Annotated in this window: 11 protein-coding genes and 1 tRNA gene; 11 read left to right on the forward strand and 1 reads right to left on the reverse strand. The window is 63.8% G+C overall.

The window, feature by feature from the left end:
- Positions 1–2: 2 nt before the first annotated feature.
- The 10 genes from AC5P98_RS03400 to AC5P98_RS03445 all read left to right on the forward strand — a co-directional run bounded on the left by AC5P98_RS03400 (position 3) and on the right by AC5P98_RS03445 (position 13,437).
- Positions 3–3,224, forward strand: a complete 3,222-nt coding sequence (locus tag AC5P98_RS03400; protein ID WP_495229850.1) for a TonB-dependent receptor — start codon at positions 3–5, stop codon at positions 3,222–3,224.
- Between the two features lie 383 nt (positions 3,225–3,607).
- Complete coding sequence (locus tag AC5P98_RS03405) at positions 3,608–4,123, forward strand: Fic family protein (protein WP_425603906.1); 516 nt, start codon at positions 3,608–3,610, stop codon at positions 4,121–4,123.
- A 725-nt stretch (positions 4,124–4,848) separates the two neighbouring features.
- A complete protein-coding gene (gene ppnN, locus AC5P98_RS03410) occupies positions 4,849–6,237 on the forward strand; it encodes a nucleotide 5'-monophosphate nucleosidase PpnN (protein ID WP_014036604.1) in 1,389 nt (462 codons plus the stop codon).
- A 161-nt stretch (positions 6,238–6,398) separates the two neighbouring features.
- Positions 6,399–6,914, forward strand: coding sequence for a pilus assembly FimT family protein (locus AC5P98_RS03415; RefSeq protein ID WP_041863227.1), 516 nt, complete (start codon positions 6,399–6,401; stop codon positions 6,912–6,914).
- Entirely contained in the window at positions 6,911–7,408 is a 498-nt protein-coding gene (gene pilV / locus AC5P98_RS03420; RefSeq protein ID WP_046429810.1) for a type IV pilus modification protein PilV, read from the forward strand. Before AC5P98_RS03415 ends, pilV begins: the two co-directional genes overlap by 4 nt.
- Before the next feature lie 8 nt (positions 7,409–7,416).
- Entirely contained in the window at positions 7,417–8,574 is a 1,158-nt protein-coding gene (locus AC5P98_RS03425) for a PilW family protein (protein WP_049407947.1), read from the forward strand.
- Between the two features lie 5 nt (positions 8,575–8,579).
- Positions 8,580–9,101 (forward strand): pilus assembly PilX family protein, encoded by a 522-nt coding sequence (locus tag AC5P98_RS03430; RefSeq protein ID WP_049407949.1) that lies wholly within the window; start codon positions 8,580–8,582, stop codon positions 9,099–9,101.
- A gap of 13 nt (positions 9,102–9,114) precedes the next feature.
- Positions 9,115–12,882 (forward strand): pilus assembly protein, encoded by a 3,768-nt coding sequence (locus AC5P98_RS03435; RefSeq protein WP_049407951.1) that lies wholly within the window; start codon positions 9,115–9,117, stop codon positions 12,880–12,882.
- A gap of 23 nt (positions 12,883–12,905) precedes the next feature.
- Positions 12,906–13,313, forward strand: a complete 408-nt coding sequence (locus AC5P98_RS03440) for a type IV pilin protein (RefSeq protein WP_014646597.1) — start codon at positions 12,906–12,908, stop codon at positions 13,311–13,313.
- 47 nt (positions 13,314–13,360) lie between these two features.
- Positions 13,361–13,437: transfer RNA gene (locus AC5P98_RS03445), tRNA-Asn, on the forward strand.
- A 52-nt stretch (positions 13,438–13,489) separates the two neighbouring features.
- On the opposite strand, the gene AC5P98_RS03450 is transcribed toward AC5P98_RS03445, so the two are convergent.
- Entirely contained in the window at positions 13,490–14,035 is a 546-nt protein-coding gene (locus AC5P98_RS03450) for a GspH/FimT family pseudopilin (protein ID WP_049405077.1), read from the reverse strand.
- Between the two features lie 128 nt (positions 14,036–14,163).
- On the opposite strand from AC5P98_RS03450, the gene uvrB reads away from it, so the two are divergent.
- Positions 14,164–16,188: an excinuclease ABC subunit UvrB gene (gene uvrB / locus AC5P98_RS03455; protein ID WP_495229851.1), complete on the forward strand. Its 2,025-nt coding sequence runs from the start codon at positions 14,164–14,166 to the stop codon at positions 16,186–16,188.
- The last annotated feature ends 18 nt before the right edge of the window (positions 16,189–16,206 follow it).

The raw sequence follows: 16,206 nt of genomic DNA on the forward strand, positions 1-16,206 counted from the left end.
AAATGACCCACCCACTCCGGATTTCCAAGCTTACCCTTGGTCTCGTGGCTGCACTTGCTGCCGCTCCCGCCTTCGCCCAGAGCAGCACCTCCGCCGGTGTCGGCGGCCAGGTGATGTCCGCTGCAGGCCAGCCTGTCGCCGGCGCTGAAGTCACCATCACGCACACCGAGTCGGGCACTGTTTCGCGTGCCACCACCGATGCGTCGGGCCGGTACAACGCGCGCGGCCTGCGCGTGGGTGGTCCGTACACCATCACCATCACCAAGTCCGGTGAAGGCACCAAGACCGAGGAAGGTGTCTACCTGAACCTGAACCAGGTCAACACCGTCAACGCCAACCTCGGCGGTGATCTGGCTGCGACCAACCTGGACGCGGTGAACGTTGTTGCCACCGCCGGCGGCCTGGACCTGTTCAGTGCCAACAAGATGGGCACCGGCACCAACGTGACCCGCGAAACGATGGATGCGCTGCCGTCGGCCAGCCGCAACATCCAGGACTACGTCCGCCTGGATCCGCGCATCTCGCAGGTCAGCAAGGCTGACGGCGCGATCTCGGCCGGTGGCCAGAACACCCGTTACAACGCCATCCGCATCGACGGCATCAGCGCCTCCGATCCGTTCGGTCTGGGCTCCAACAACCTGCCGACCGAGCGTCAGCCGGTGTCGATGGACGCCATCCAGGAAATCAACATCGACCTGGCCAACTACGACACCACCATCGCCGGTGGCACCGGCGCGGTGATCAACGCCGTGACCAAGTCGGGTACCAATGAATTCCATGGCACCGTGTACGGTTCGTACCGCGACAAGGACATGGTCCGTTCGCGCCTGGAAGGCGACAAGCAGGACTTCAACGGCTTCGAGGACGAGAAGACCTACGGCATGACCTTCGGCGGCCCGATCGTCAAGGACAAGCTGTTCTTCTTCACCAACTATGAAAAGTACGAGCGCTCGGCTGCCGGCGTCGCCCTGAGCGACACGCCGATCGGCCGTGGCACCATCACCCAGCAGCAGATCACCGATGTCCAGAACTTCCTGGGCAAGCTGGGCTACGACCCGGGCAGCCTGACGGCGCCGAACAGCAAGACCGAGATCGAAGAGTATGCGGTCAAGCTGGACTGGAACATCAACGAGAACCACCGTGCGGCCCTGCGCTACAACAAGATGGAGCAGAACGTCGTTCGCTTCCCGCAGGTCAGCAGCAGCGCCATCTCGCTGAGCAACTTCTGGTACCAGCAGCCGACCCAGTACGAAACCTGGATGGGCGAACTGTTCAGTGACTGGTCCGAGAACTTCTCGACCGAGTTCAAGGTCTCGCACAAGGATTACTCGGCCAACCGCGTCCCGCTGGTCGATATGCCGCAGATCCGCATCAAGTCGGGCAACGATTCACTGTACGTCGGTACCGAACAGAACACCCACGTCAACATCGTCGAGTCGAAGGAACTGAGCGCCTTTGGTGCCGGTACCTGGTACATCGGTGACCACACCGTCAAGTTCGGCTTCGATTACTCGAAGAATGACCTGATGAACTTCTACGGCCGCAACCTCAACGGCGTGTACGAATTCAACAGCGTCAACGACTTCCTGGCGGGCAAGGCTTCGCGTTACCAGCTGCGTGCTCCGCGCGCCGATGGCAGCCGCAGCGACATCCCGGCCGACTTCACCCTGAAGAACACTGGCGTGTTCGTGCAGGACACCTGGGCGATCAACTACAACCTGAACCTGATGTTCGGCGTGCGCATCGACATGCCTGACTTCAGCACCCAGCGCCTGTACAACCCGCGCATCGAGCAGCTGTACGGCTTCAACAACACCAAGCTGGTCGACAAGAACCTGGTGCAGCCGCGCGTCGGCTTCAACTACACCTTCGACAGCGATCGCCCGACCCAGCTGCGTGGTGGCGTGGGCCTGTTCGGCGGCGCCGCCCCGAACGTGTGGCTGGCAGGTGCCTACCAGAACACCGGCCTGAACTACATCGAGTACGACGAGCGCAGCATCCCGGCCGGTGCCTTCACTCCGGACGGCAACAACCCGTACATCCCGGCCGGCGGCCCGGCTTCGGCCCGTCAGAACGTCGACATCATCGCGCCGGGCACCCGCCTGCCGTCGGTGTGGAAGGCCAACCTGGCGTTCGACCATGAGCTGCCGTGGTACGGCATCGTGGCATCGGCCGAAGTGCTGTTCACCAAGGTCAAGGACGGCATCTACTTCGACCGTCTGGATGTGTCGGCGCCGACCGCCTTCGGTCAGGACGGCCGCGCGATCTACTGGAACGATGCTGGACGCAACTCGGCGAACACTCGCATCGATAAGGGTGTCGACTACGGCATCTCCACCGGCACCAAAAATGCAGTTGATCGTTTCAACCGTCCGAAGGACATCGGCGACGTTCTGGTCCTGCGCAACACCGACAAGGGCCGCGGCACCCAGGCCACCTTCTCGCTGGCCAAGCCGCTGACCGAGAACTGGGGCTGGTCGCTGGGTTACACCTACACGAAGTCGACCGAAGTCAGCCCGCTGTCCAGCTCGCAGAACACCTCGAACTGGAACAACACGCTGATCTTCAATGCCAACGAGAACGTGGCCTACAACTCGCGTTATGCGATGAAGGACCGCGTCACCGGCACCCTGGAGTGGAAGCACAACTTCTTCGGTGACAACGCCACCCGCGTCGGCCTGTTCTACGAAGGCCGTTCGGGCCGTCCGTACAGCTACATCTTCTACAACGATGCCAACGGCGACGGTGCTGCCACCAACGACCTGTTCTATGTGCCGAAGGGTCCGGGCGACGTGCTGTTCACCGGCGGTGCCGCGATGGAGAAGCAGTTCTTCGATTGGCTGGCGCAGAACCCGGAACTCGATGCCTACCGTGGCAGCGTGGTCCCGGCCAACCGCCACCGCGCCTCGTGGGTCAACAGCTTCGACGTCCGCGTCAGCCAGGAATTCCCGGGCTTCATGAAGGGTCACAAGGGTGAAGTCGCCCTGGACATCATGAATGTCGGCAACCTGCTGAACAAGAAGTGGGGCCTGATCGACGACTACGGCTTCTACTCGACCCGTCGCGTTGCCAACTACGCAGGTATCGACCCGGCCACCGGCAAGTACGTGTACTCCTTCACCGGTTCGACCGACAACCCGTCGGTGCAGGAAAACAACAACGACAAGGGCAATACCGCCGTGTCGCGTTGGTCGATGCAGCTGACCCTGAAGTACAAGTTCTGATCCGTCAGAATCTGAAGCAGTAGGTGAAAGCGGCCGGGGAAACCCGGCCGTTTTTCTTTTGCGGTAGATAAGAAATTTTTGATGTGCTATAGCTGGAGTGAAGATGGCCATGGACGGTGAAGATGAAAGTCAGATATGGATTGCCTGAGTCGTCAATCATCGGACTGAAGGGCTGTGACTTCGTACTGCCGGATGGGTCGGATCACTCTTCGGGGCGGAGATTTAGAGAGATGTTCGCCCGTGTTCTCTCCTGCCGGTTGCGACACTGTCCCGAGTGCAGCTCGATCACTGGGTCGCATCTTGGATGCAGAAGAGGAGATGCTTACCTGAAGTCTGCCGGGAAGTGCAGCATTCAGGAAATGCATGCGCGTTCGTTGATCTCTATGCATTCCCGATTTGCTGCCGATAGCGCAGGTCGGAGTGACTTCAGAGTTAGGCGCGTATGGGTGGGCGCGGAGGGAGCGCCTCACAGCTTTGTCGCGGCGCAGATAGATGTCCAGTCACACCTTTCGAAGATCTGTGGGCCGATTGCGGAAATGAAACCCGCTCCACGTCTTTATGCACTCCTGCTGGCCATCGATATTCTCCATCCATTTGAAGATGGGAATGGGCGTCTGATGAGGGGGCTTGCTTGCGCTTTTGCTGTTCAGTATCGATGTGATTTTTTCGCATTCCTCGCTGTCTACATCAAGGTCGCGCAGGATGACTTCGTTCATGCCCTTGAAATGGCGGCGGATGACGTTCCATTGGAACTGCATGGTTTCCATGCTCGAGCGGTAGAGAAGTATCAGTGCCTTATGGCTGAGCCGGGTGGATTCGAACGTTGGCTCGATGAGTCCGTGAATAGAAAGGGTGAGTGGATGTGTGGCGATGTTTTTCGTCGTCATTTGGTTGATTGATTTGGACGAGTGCTGATTTCAACTAAGGAGGGTTTACGGTGAAATTGAGTGTAATGATTGCTTCCGTAGTGTTTGGTATGGGGCTGACCGCAGTCGCCGAGAAGGCTAATGCGCTGGATCCTTGGTGCAACCCTAGCTACTGCCCGCCGACTCCGGGTTATCCGGGATCTGGTGAAACATCCAGGGAGGAGGACTACGGTGATACGAACAGGCTTGTTGCTGGTGTGGTGAGCTGTGACTCGCCAGTACAGGAGCGCTACGCTGCGGTCCTGGCTGCATACTTGGCGGATCCGATTTACGCACGGGTTGCCTACTATGAGCAGAGTCCACGTGGAGAATTCCACGCGATGTACACCGGAATCGCGGAGTTGAATGGAAGGTTGGCCTATGAGTCTTGGACCATCACGGACCCATCTTCATCGGTTCCAATTGCCCCCAATCCTGTTCCTGGGTTTGAGTGCCGCAGATAGTTGACTTCGCGTGAGCGATGCGGTCCGCGAAAACGGCCGGGGAAACCCGGCCGTTTTCCGTTCAGGCGAAAGTCCTTGCAGGGCGTGGGGCAACGGCGTAGCATCTGGAAATGTGCGCGGCGTCAACGCCGCCCAGGCGGTCCCGGACAGGCGAACGCGGGCAGCACACATCCAACGGTCGGGCTTCCCGGCCGTTTTGCTTTTTAAGGGGGCGGCAGTACAGTCGGAAACCTTGAAGGAAGCGAAAAATTGGATATGACCACGAACGAAAAATCAGCCCGTGCACTGCCGGTGCAGGATGCGCGGATCTACCCGCGCGGTGGGCTGGATGTGCTGTCGCGGGCCGAGGTCGCACGCCTGCGCGATGCCTCCGCCGGCGGCATGCATGAGCTGCTGCGCCGCTGCGCGCTGGCTGTGCTGACCAGCGGCAGCGCTTCGGACGATCCGCGCGCGGCGCGCGACCTCTACCCTGATTTCGACATCCAGGTGGCGCAGCAGGATCGCGGCGTGCGCATCGACCTGGTCAACGCACCGGCGATGGCCTTCGTCGACGGCGAGATCATCCGCGGTGTCGCCGAACTGCTGTTCGCCGTCGTGCGCGACCTGGCCTACATGGCCATCGAGATGGGTCCGGCCTACGCGGCCGAACTGGAGTCGTCCGAGGGCATCACCAACGCGGTGTTCGGCCTGCTGCGCAACGCGCGCATCCTCAACCCGGGCGATCCGAACCTGGTGGTGTGCTGGGGCGGGCACTCAATCTCGCGCGACGAGTACCTGTACACCAAGCAGGTGGGTTACGAGCTGGGCCTGCGCGGCCTGGACATCTGCACCGGCTGCGGCCCGGGCGCGATGAAGGGCCCGATGAAGGGTGCGACCATCGCCCATGCCAAGCAGCGCCGCACCGTCACGCGCTACATCGGCCTCACCGAGCCGGGCATCATCGCCGCCGAGTCGCCGAACCCGATCGTCAACCACCTGGTGATCATGCCGGACATCGAGAAGCGCCTTGAGGCCTTCGTCCGCATCGGCCACGGCATCATCGTGTTCGCCGGTGGCGTCGGCACTGCCGAAGAGATCCTGTACCTGCTCGGCATCCTGCTGCGCGAGGAGAACAAGGACCTGCCGTTCCCGCTGATCCTTACGGGCCCGACCGTGGCGGCGCCGTACTTCGAGCAGATCGACCGCTTCATCCGCCTGACCCTGGGTGATGAGGCTGCCGAGCGCTACGAGATCATCATCGGTGACCCGGTCGCGGTGGCCAAGAAGATGGCCAACGGCATCAAGCGCGTGCGCGAGCACCGCCTGGCGCAGAAGGACTCGTTCTTCTTCAACTGGTCGATCGAGATCCCGTGGGAGTACCAGCAGCCGTTCGTGCCGACCCACGAGGCGATGGCCGCGCTGGACCTGCACCACGGGCGTGCGCCGCACGCGCTGGCGGCCGATCTGCGCCGGGCGTTCTCGGGCATCGTCGCCGGCAACGTGAAGGAGGACGGCATGCGCCGCATCGAGCAGTTCGGGCCGTTCCAGATCCACGGGGACCCGGACATGATGCAGGCGCTGGATGCGCTGCTGCGCGCCTTCGTCGAGCAGCGCCGGATGAAGATCTCCGGCGAATACCAGCCCTGCTACCAGGTGCTGGCCTGAACCCGGGCCGGCGCGATGGGGATCGCGCCGGCACGGGCAGGGGAGGGCGGGTCGTCAAGCCTTTGACGCCCGTCGCCCCGGATTGACCGTTCATCCTGCCGCCGCTTGCCGGTGGCGGGACGATGGCCCATCGTGGCCACCAACACGCTGGGGAGCGTCCAATGTCTTTGCGCCGGCAAAACGGTTTCACGCTGGTTGAACTGATGGTCACGCTGGCCGTCTTCGTGATCCTGGCGTCGATCGCCTATCCGAGCTTCCGCGGGATGATCCGCTCGAACCGGCTGGCGACCGCCAACAATGAACTGATCGCGCTGGCCAACCTGGCCCGCAGCGAAGGCATCCGCAACAGCAACGGTGGCGGTGTCTGTGGCAGCGCCGATGGCAAGGCCTGTGATGGCGACTGGTCCAAGGGTGTGCTGGCCTGGTCGGACCTGGATGGCGACGGCCAGATGGGCAGCAATGACGTCGCGCTGCGCTTTTCTCAGGGCAATCCGCAGCTGAGCGTAGTCGGCCCACCGGGCGCGGTCATCGCCTTCGACGGGCGCGGCCGGCGCAGGGCGGTCGCTGATCAGACCCTGGTGCTGTCGCCGGATGCGTGCAAGGCCGGTGAATCGAAAAGCACGTTGACGATCAACCAATCCGGCCAGGTCCGGGTGACCAAGGGAGCCTGCTCATGAGCCGCCGCAACCTGGCCCGCCCGCGCTCGTCGCAGGGTGGCTTCAGCCTGATCGAAGTGATGGTGGCGGTGCTGATCCTGGCGTTCGGGCTGCTGGGCTTTGCCTTGCTGCAGACCACCAACGTCCGCTTCGTGCAGAGCGCAAACTACCGCACCCAGGCGACCAACCTGGCCAACGACCTGATCGAGCTGATGCGCGCCCAGCGCACCGATACCCTGGCCGGTGGGGCCTATTCCTCGGCCTCGTTCTCGGCCGGCTCGGTGAAGCCCAGCGGCGTCTGCGCCTGGCCGACCGGCGCTGCCGTGACGCCGAAGACGAACGTGGCGCGATGGCAGTGCGAGGTCGCGCGCACGCTGGGCGAGAAGGCCAGCGCGCAGGTGACCTTCGTGCAGAGCACCGGCCAGGTCACCGTGGCCATCAGCTGGGGTGACCAGCGCTGGGATCCGAAGGATCCCGACAGCCTTACCACCTTCGGCCTGACGACCTTCCTGTGAACGCGCCCATGAGTCCAATTTCGCGAGCCCGAGGCCTGTCGCTGATCGAACTGATGATCGCCATGGTCATCGGCCTGGTCCTGATGCTGGGCGTCACCCAGATCTTCATCGCCTCGCGTGCGGCGTCGCGGCTGTCCGAAGGCGCGGCCCGTACCCAGGAGAACGCGCGCTTCGCGCTGGATTTCCTGCAGCGTGACCTGCGCATGGCCGGCCACTTCGGCTGCGTCAACGACCAGGCCCACGTGGTCAAGAACACCGGCGATGTCGGCTATCACCTGGGCATCAGCTCGGGCAGTGGCGACCCGCAGGATTTCTCGGTTCCGGTGCAGGGGTATGAGGCAGCAGGTACGGCGCCGGGCGCCACGCTGACGCTGGGCCGTGCGTGGAGCGCGGCGCAGTCGGTACCGAAGAGCATCACCAACCTCAAGCCGGCGCCGTTGCCTGGCAGCGACATCCTTGTGCTGCGCCTGATGAGTCCGGAAGGGGCCGTGGTGACCGGCATCTCCGTGGCCGCGGGTGCGACCACGCTGACCGTCTCCAGTGATGGCATGGCCCGACTGAAGGCCAACGCCGCAGGTACGCCGACGGTCTTCGGCATAGCCGACTGCACCCGTGCCGACGTCTTCCCCGCCACCATCAGCGGTTCGACCTTGAAGGTGGACAAGGTCGACCTGAGCAACTATTCGATCAACAACGCGATGACCATGCTGTATCGCGCCGATGGCATGGCGTACTACATCGCGACCAATCCCAATGGCGAGCCGGCGCTTTACCGGGCACGCGCGAATGGCGCCGGCGGCTACGCCGATGGCGAGGAGCTGGTGGAAGGCATCGAGAACATGCAGTTCCTGTACGGACTGGATGCCACCCCGGATATCGCCCTGCCCACGCCGCCGACCGGTCGCATCGTCGACCAGCGCGTGGCCAGTGCGGTCAGTACCGGTACCGATGCCACCGCCGCAGGGCAGTGGCGCCGCGTCGGCATGGTGCAGGTCGGCCTGCTGGCGCGCAGTCCGCAGCGTGCGTCGGCCGAAGCGCCGGGCAGTGCGGCCACGTATCCGGCCATCCTCGGGGTGGGCTTTGCCCCGGCCGATCCTTACGACCAGCGCCATCGTGGCGCCTATGAAGCGTCCGTTGCGCTGCGCAACCGCTTGTTCGGGAACTGACGACCATGCGCACTCATCCTTCCTCCCGACGCCGTCCCTTCGTTGCCCAGGCACGACAGCAGGGTGCCGTTCTCTATGTCGCGCTGATCATGCTGGTGCTGCTGGCCCTGCTGGGCGTGATCGGCATGCAGGTGGCCGGCATGCAGGAACGCATGGCGGCCGGCTACCGGGCGACCAACATGGCGCTCCAGAACGCGGAAGGCGCGGCACGCAGCGCCGAGAACGCCGTGGAGAACATCGCCAACCGCAAGGATGCCGGCGCCAATCCGGCCGTGACCTCCTCCGACATCAACCAGCAGTGCGATGACGGCTTCGACCCCTCGGCCTGGGTCGCGAAAACCAAGCTGGGCAGCAAGCCGGCCATCTATGTCCGTGAGATCCAGGGCTGCATCCAGGGGGAGGGTGCGCTGGACATGGGCAAGTCGGTGGAGAAGCCGACGCCGGTCTACCAGATCACGACCTATGCCGGTGATACCACCAGTGATGCGACGTCGCGTGCGGCGATCGATACCGTATTCAAGCTGTGAGGGTGGGGAGCCCATGAACACTCGCAACCGCAGGATCCTGGCAGGCGTTGGCCTTGCCGTCTTGGCCGCTGGCGGCTATCTGGCGCATACCTTGTTTGCCGCACAGGCGCAGGGCGTGCTGGCACAGGAGCCGATGAACGTGCAGACGCGCGCGACACCGGCGTTCATCATGGCGGTGGACGATTCGGGTTCGATGAACTTCGAACGCATGTTCCCCGGTGGTGACGGCCGCATGCGCTGGAACAGCAACACCAACAGCTTCTTCAACAACGATGGAAGCTTCTTCAGCGTGGGCTCGGCGTGCGCCAGCAACTCGGTGGACTGTTACCTCTACCTGTATCCGCACGCGGAGTTCAACAAGGAATACTCGCCAGGCCGCGCCATTCCGCCGCTGGATATCTACGGCTTCGCGCGTTCGCATGTCTACAACGCCAGTTACTTCAACCCGGCAGTGACCTATCGGCCGTGGACCAATGCCGATGGCACGCTGTGGGCAGATGCCTCCATCACCCAGACCCGCGCCGATCCCCGGTCCGGCCAGCGCGGCTACAACGCCGTGTACAACATGACCGTCAATCGGGCCGACACGTCGGAAAAGTTCCAGTTCGTCAACGGTATGCGGATTCCCGACCTTTCCGGTACCGGCAATGAATACTATGTCGACAGCTGGTGGGATGGTGGATGGAAGACCGCCGCGATCAGCAACACCGGCAATACCACATACTCCATCAGTTATTTTCCGGCGACCTTCTACCTGCCGGCTGCAGCGCCTGCACCGGACGGATACAAGACCGACGACGCCAGTCGCCCGGTGATTACCGGTGCCTGTGGTCCGGGCTGCAACCTGCGTCGCTACCAGATCAAGCCGGGCAATTACTCGAGTCCGGCCGCCTACAACGCCGCGATCCAGAATTTCGCCAACTGGTTCCAGTATCACCGCAACCGCGTGCTGGCCATCGTCGGTTCGTCGACCGCCGCCCTGGTGAGCGTGGATACGATGCGGGTGGGCTACTTCACCATCAACAAGCTCAGCAACGCGACCATGTATGACATGGTCACCAACCGAGCTGACCTCTACAAGCAGATTTATGCGCTGACGGCCAACGGCGGCACGCCCAACCGTCGCGCGGTGGAGTATCTGGTCGACCAGTTCCGTCGTACCGACGCCGATGCCCCCGTGCAGCTGGCCTGCCAGCGTAATGGCGGCATGCTGTTCACCGATGGCTACACCAACTCCGGCAATGCACCGAGCGCGTCCTTCGGTGACGCCGACTCGGTGAACTCGACCCACCTGCCGTCCATTCCGTTCTCCGACGGCTACAGCAATACCATCGCCGACATCGCCGCGGCGGCTTATGCAGGCGCCCGGACCCCCCTGCGCACCGGGACCAGCTTCCCGGCGGGGCAGGTGCCGGTCAGTGACAAGTGCAGCTCCCTGGACAAGAGCAGCCCGGACTGGAAGCGCCTGGACTGCCAGACCGACCTGCACATGAACTTCTACGGCGTGACCCTGGGCGCGCAGGGCAAGATCTACGGCGTCAACCAGGCCGCAACCGCCGATCCGTACAAGACGGCGCCGAACTGGGCCGGCAATGGCAATCCGCTGGACGTCGATGACGGTACCGTCATCGATGAGCTGTGGCATGCGGCCGTCAACAGCCGTGGCGAATTCATCAACGCGCAGACCCCGGCGGACGTCACCGAGGCCATGCGTCGGGTGCTGTCCTCGATCAGTGGTGGTGCGTCGCCTTCAGGCACGATCGGTATCAGTGGTGCGCGCATCGGCACCGGCTCACTGGCGGTCACCCCACGCTATGACATCACCAACAGCGGCACCGACTGGTCGAGCAAGCTGACTGCGGCCAGCGTCAAGGTCAACGCCGACCAGGTCGCGGAGCTCACCGAGGTGTGGGAAGCCTCCAGCCGCCTGACGTCGTCCGGCCGCCGGATCGTGGCCAACAAGCTGGGTTCGCCGGTGGACTTCAACAGTGCCCGTATCAGCCTGCAGGATCTGTGCAGCAAACCCGACGGCAAGTACGCGTCGATGCTGGTCTGCTCCACCGACAAGCTGACGACGATCAAGGCCGATCTGGCCAGTGCCATCAACTATCTCAGTGCCGACAGCTCCACCGAGGTCCGCAACGGCGGCAAGTATCGTGACCGGACCACGCCGCTGGGTGACATCGTCAATTCGGCGCCGGTGGTCAGCTCGCCGCTGGACGACTACGGGTACCGCCAGCTCGGCGGCACCTACGCCAAGAGCTACACCGACTACCTGGCGACCAAGGCCAAGTCCCAGCGGTACATGGTCTATGTTGGTGCCAATGACGGCATGCTGCACGCCTTCGATGGCGGCATGAAGGCCGATGCCAAGCAGGACGGCACCGGCGGCACGGAGAGCTTTGCCTACATCCCGGCCACCGCGCTGGGGCACATGGCCAACCTGCTGTTCCCCTACAAGTCCGATACGGCCGACCAGACCTTCCGCCACCGCTATTACGTCGATGGCCCGATTGCCGTGGCCGATACCTACAATGGCACCGCGTGGCAGACCAGCCTGGTGGGCACCACGGGGGCAGGTGGCCGTTCGGTGTTCGCGCTGGACGTCACCACGCCGGGCAGCTTCGGCACCGGCAACGTGCTGTGGGAAATCAGCGACATCAACGCGTCGCTGAGGGACGAGGTGCGCAACAACATCGGATTCGTGCTGGGCAAGCCGGTGATCGTGCCGGTGAAGAGCGGCACCGGCGTGGCCTGGAAGGCGATCTTCGGCAATGGGTACGGCAGCGCCAATGGCAAGGCGGTGCTGTTCGTGGTCGACATGGCCAGTGGCGACATCCGGATGATCGAAGCCGTCGAGGGTACGTCAGGCGCCGGCATCTCCGGGAGCAACGGACTGGGCAATGTTGTGGTTGTCGATCGCTGGACCGGTACCAACCAGGATGCGCGCGGCCGTGATGGACTGGCCGACACCGTCTATGCCGCCGATCAGCGTGGCGCCGTGTGGAAGTTCGACCTGACCAGCAGTGCGAACACCACGCTGACCGTGCCGATGTTCACCAGCCAGGTTGCCCAGGACTCCTCCACCAAGACCTACCGCCAGCCGATCACCGGTGGCATGACCGCTGCCACCGGTCCTTCGGGCGGCGTGATGCTCTATTTCGGCACCGGCAGCTTCTCCTTCACCAGCGACAAGGATGACAAGGCGCAGCAGGCGCTGTACGCCGTGAACGATCTGTCGGGGAAGACGGTGACCTCGACGGTGACCGCTGCCAACCTGGTTCCGTACACGGCCGCGGCCGCCACTGCAGGCGTTGATGAACGCAAGATCACGGCGGGGACGGCCCCGGCAAATGCCCGGGGCTGGATGATCCAGCTGCCTGCCGGCAATGGCGAGCGTGCGGTGGGCAACCCGATCCTGGTCAGTGGCATCGTCTTCATGCCGACCTACGTGCCCAACATGCAGTCGGTAGGCTGTTCGACCAGCGGTTCGAACTGGCTGTTCGGGCTGTCGTCGATCAGCGGCTTGCCGATGTTGGAGAACGTGCGCTATGGCTCGCCGACCGGCAGCCGGCCCGGGGCAGCGACCGCCGCCATCGCGTTGAAGACCGGAGGAACTGCGCCGGTCCGTGACGTTTCGCTGTCGGTGCTGCCGCGTCCGACGGACAACAAGGCGCCGCCCGGAGGCAGCTCCTGCTGGATGGCCGTCGGCGCGGCGGGCAGCCAGTCGCTGTATCTGCCTTACCCTTGCGGTCGCCAGTCCTGGCGCCAGCTCCAGTAACCCCAGTGCGAGGATCCACGCTCATGCTGCACACTCACATGCCTCGCCGCGCGGCTGGCTTTACGCTGATCGAATTGATGATCGTGGTGATCGTCATCGGCATCCTGGCGGCGATCGCCATTCCGTCCTATCAGGAATACGTGCGCCGATCGCATCGTGCCGTGGTGAAGGCGGACCTGGCTGAGTACGCACAGCGCGCCGAGCGCTACCACACCAGCAACAACTCCTACACCGGCTACGCGCTGCCGACCAAGGTGTCGCCCCGTGATGGCGGTACCGTGCGCTACAACCTGGACTACAAGGGGGATGGCACCAGCTTCACCATCACCGCCACCCCGCAGGGCACGCAGGCCAAGGACAGCTGCGGCACGATGAGCGTGGACCAGGCCAACCGCAAGACGGCCGACGGTGGCGTTGCCAGCTGCTGGTGAAACAGGTGTTGATCTTCCTGTAATCGACCAGTACAATGCGCCTCCCCGCCCGAATAGCTCAGCCGGTTAGAGCACTTGACTGTTAATCAGGGGGTCGTTGGTTCGAGTCCAACTTCGGGCGCCAGACACTGCAAAAGCCGCGAGAAATCGCGGCTTTTGCTTTTCTGCGCAGGCAGTCAGCAGGGCGTATCGCGGTCCACGCGTTCACTTCGCACGCGGCCGCCATTGTTGACGATCAACGCACCGTGCAGCCGGTTGCCCGCGCAGATGCGCAGGGTCAGGTTGGCCCCTGGGCTGCGTCCGTCTGCCTGGAAGAACAGCTGGGGCCGCCCGCTGCTGGCCTGGGCAAGGATCGATATGTCCGAGCGCCCGGTGTGATGGTTCAGGATCGCCTCCGGCGACGTTGGCTCCCCGCGCTGGTCGCCACTGCGGTAGATGATCCAGCCGGCGCTCCAGTCGTCGCTGCAGTGCAGGCCGTCGATACTGCCGCAGAGGCCGATCAGCTCGCGTCTGCGCAATGCCTCGCTGCGCGCGCCGGCCAGGCTGGCGTGCAGGGTCAGTTGTAGTGCATCGGCGCGTTGCCGCAGCAGCAAAGGCTGCAGCGCCGGCCAGGACGCCGCCAGCAGCACCGCCAGCACGGCGATGACCACCAGCAGTTCGGTCAGGTGCACGCCCCGCGCAGAGCGGGGGCCGAGGGGGCAGGGGGCATGGGTCGGGTGCATGCATCCAGCCTCCGCGCCCGGCTGCGCGGCCGCCATCGGGAATCCCCGTGGCGGGCTGCCCGGCCACCCCTCAGCCAGCCGTCACCCCTAGCCCCGTATACTCATCCTTCCCGGGAACTGGCAACACCATGAGCGACAGTTTTGAACTTGTCTCGCCGTATTCGCCGGCGGGCGACCAGCCCGATGCCATCGCGAAGCTGACCAGCAACTTCGAGGCCGGCATCGCCAAGCAGACCCTGCTGGGCGTGACCGGCTCGGGCAAGACCTACACCATCGCCAACGTCATCCAGAACATTCAGAAGCCGACGCTGATCATGGCGCCGAACAAGACGCTGGCGGCGCAGCTGTATGGCGAATTCAAGGCGTTCTTCCCGCACAACGCGGTGGAGTATTTCGTCAGCTATTACGACTACTACCAGCCGGAAGCCTACGTGCCGTCGTCGGACACCTTCATCGAGAAGGACAGTTCGATCAATGAACATATCGAGCAGATGCGGCTGGCCGCGACCAAGACCCTGCTGTCGCGCCCGGACGCGATCGTGGTGGCGACGGTGTCGGCGATCTATGGCCTGGGCGCGCCGGAAGACTACCTGTCGCTGCGCCTGATCCTGTCCAAGGGCGAGCGCATCGACCAGCGCGACCTGATCAACCACCTGACCCAGCTGCAGTACACGCGCAATGAGTACGAACTGCAGCGCGGCACCTTCCGCGTGCGCGGTGAAGTGATCGACGTGTTCCCGGCTGAGTCGGACAGTGAAGCGCTGCGCCTCGAGCTGTTCGATGGCGAGGTCGAGAAGATCACCCTGTTCGATCCGCTGACCGGCGAGACGCTGCGCAACATGCAGCGCTTCACCGTGTATCCGAAGACCCACTATGCGACCACGCGCGAACGCGTGCTGGCGGCGATCGAGACGATCAAGGTGGAGCTGAAGGAGCGGCTGGAGCAGCTGTACGCGCAGAACAAGCTGGTGGAGGCGCAGCGTTTGGCGCAGCGCACCCAGTTCGACCTGGAGATGATGGCCGAGGTCGGTTACTGCAACGGCATCGAGAACTACTCCCGGCACCTGACCGGCAAGGCCGCCGGCGAGCCGCCGCCGACCCTGTTCGACTACCTGCCGGCCGATGCGCTGCTGGTCATCGACGAATCGCATGTGACCATTCCGCAGATCGGCGCCATGTTCAAGGGCGATCGCTCGCGCAAGGAAACCCTGGTCGAGTTCGGCTTCCGCCTGCCGTCGGCGCTGGACAATCGTCCGCTGCGTTTCGAGGAATGGGAGGAGCGTTGCCCGCGCAGCATCTACGTGTCGGCCACGCCGGGTCCGTATGAATACCGCGAGGCCGGAGACGAGATCACCGAACTGGTGGTGCGCCCGACCGGCCTGATCGACCCGGTGGTGGAGATCCGGCCGGTGGGTACCCAGGTCGACGACCTGATGAGCGAGGCCAACGCGCGCATCAAGGCGGGCGACCGCGTGCTGGTCACCACGCTGACCAAGCGCATGGCTGAAAACCTCACTGAATACCTCACCGAGCATGGCATCCGCGTGCGTTACCTGCACTCGGACGTGGACACGGTCGAGCGTGTGGAGATCATCCGCGACCTGCGCCTGGGCAAGTTCGACGTGCTGGTCGGCATCAACCTGCTGCGCGAAGGCCTGGACATGCCCGAGGTATCGCTGGTGGCGATCCTCGATGCCGACAAGGAGGGTTTCCTGCGCTCCACCGGCTCGCTGATCCAGACCATCGGCCGCGCCGCCCGCAACGTGCGCGGCAAGGCGATCCTGTATGCCGACCGGATCACCCGTTCGATGCAGGCGGCGATCGATGAAACCGACCGCCGCCGCGCCAAGCAGGTCGAGTACAACGAAGAACATGGCATCGTGCCGCGTTCGGTGGCGCGCCCGATCGTCGACGTCCTCGAGGGCGCGCGTTCGGACGCCGCGGAGAAGGAAGCCAAGAAGGGCAAGGGCAAGGGCCGGGCGGGCGTGGCCGAAGAGGCGACCGACTATTGTTCGCTGTCGCCGGCGCAGCTGGCTGTCCGTCTCAAGGCGCTGGAACAGCAGATGTACCAGCACGCCAAGGATCTGGAATTCGAGGATGCCGCGCGCGTGCGTGACCAGATCCGCCAGCTGAAGGAAGCCAGCCTGGGCTGAACGCGGCAGTGCAGCATC

This window comes from Stenotrophomonas sp. YJH_SMC_135, assembly GCF_059372355.1.

Bases quoted from the DNA above. Each gene is read 5' to 3' on its own strand.
- AC5P98_RS03400 (WP_495229850.1), top strand. From the start codon at position 3: ATGACCCACCCACTCCGGATTTCCAAGCTTACCCTTGGTCTCGTGGCT.
- AC5P98_RS03405 (WP_425603906.1), top strand. From the start codon at position 3,608: ATGCATTCCCGATTTGCTGCCGATAGCGCAGGTCGGAGTGACTTCAGA.
- ppnN (WP_014036604.1), top strand. From the start codon at position 4,849: ATGACCACGAACGAAAAATCAGCCCGTGCACTGCCGGTGCAGGATGCG.
- AC5P98_RS03415 (WP_041863227.1), top strand. From the start codon at position 6,399: ATGTCTTTGCGCCGGCAAAACGGTTTCACGCTGGTTGAACTGATGGTC.
- pilV (WP_046429810.1), top strand. From the start codon at position 6,911: ATGAGCCGCCGCAACCTGGCCCGCCCGCGCTCGTCGCAGGGTGGCTTC.
- AC5P98_RS03425 (WP_049407947.1), top strand. From the start codon at position 7,417: ATGAGTCCAATTTCGCGAGCCCGAGGCCTGTCGCTGATCGAACTGATG.
- AC5P98_RS03430 (WP_049407949.1), top strand. From the start codon at position 8,580: ATGCGCACTCATCCTTCCTCCCGACGCCGTCCCTTCGTTGCCCAGGCA.
- AC5P98_RS03435 (WP_049407951.1), top strand. From the start codon at position 9,115: ATGAACACTCGCAACCGCAGGATCCTGGCAGGCGTTGGCCTTGCCGTC.
- AC5P98_RS03440 (WP_014646597.1), top strand. From the start codon at position 12,906: ATGCTGCACACTCACATGCCTCGCCGCGCGGCTGGCTTTACGCTGATC.
- AC5P98_RS03450 (WP_049405077.1), bottom strand. From the start codon at position 14,035: ATGCACCCGACCCATGCCCCCTGCCCCCTCGGCCCCCGCTCTGCGCGG.
- uvrB (WP_495229851.1), top strand. From the start codon at position 14,164: ATGAGCGACAGTTTTGAACTTGTCTCGCCGTATTCGCCGGCGGGCGAC.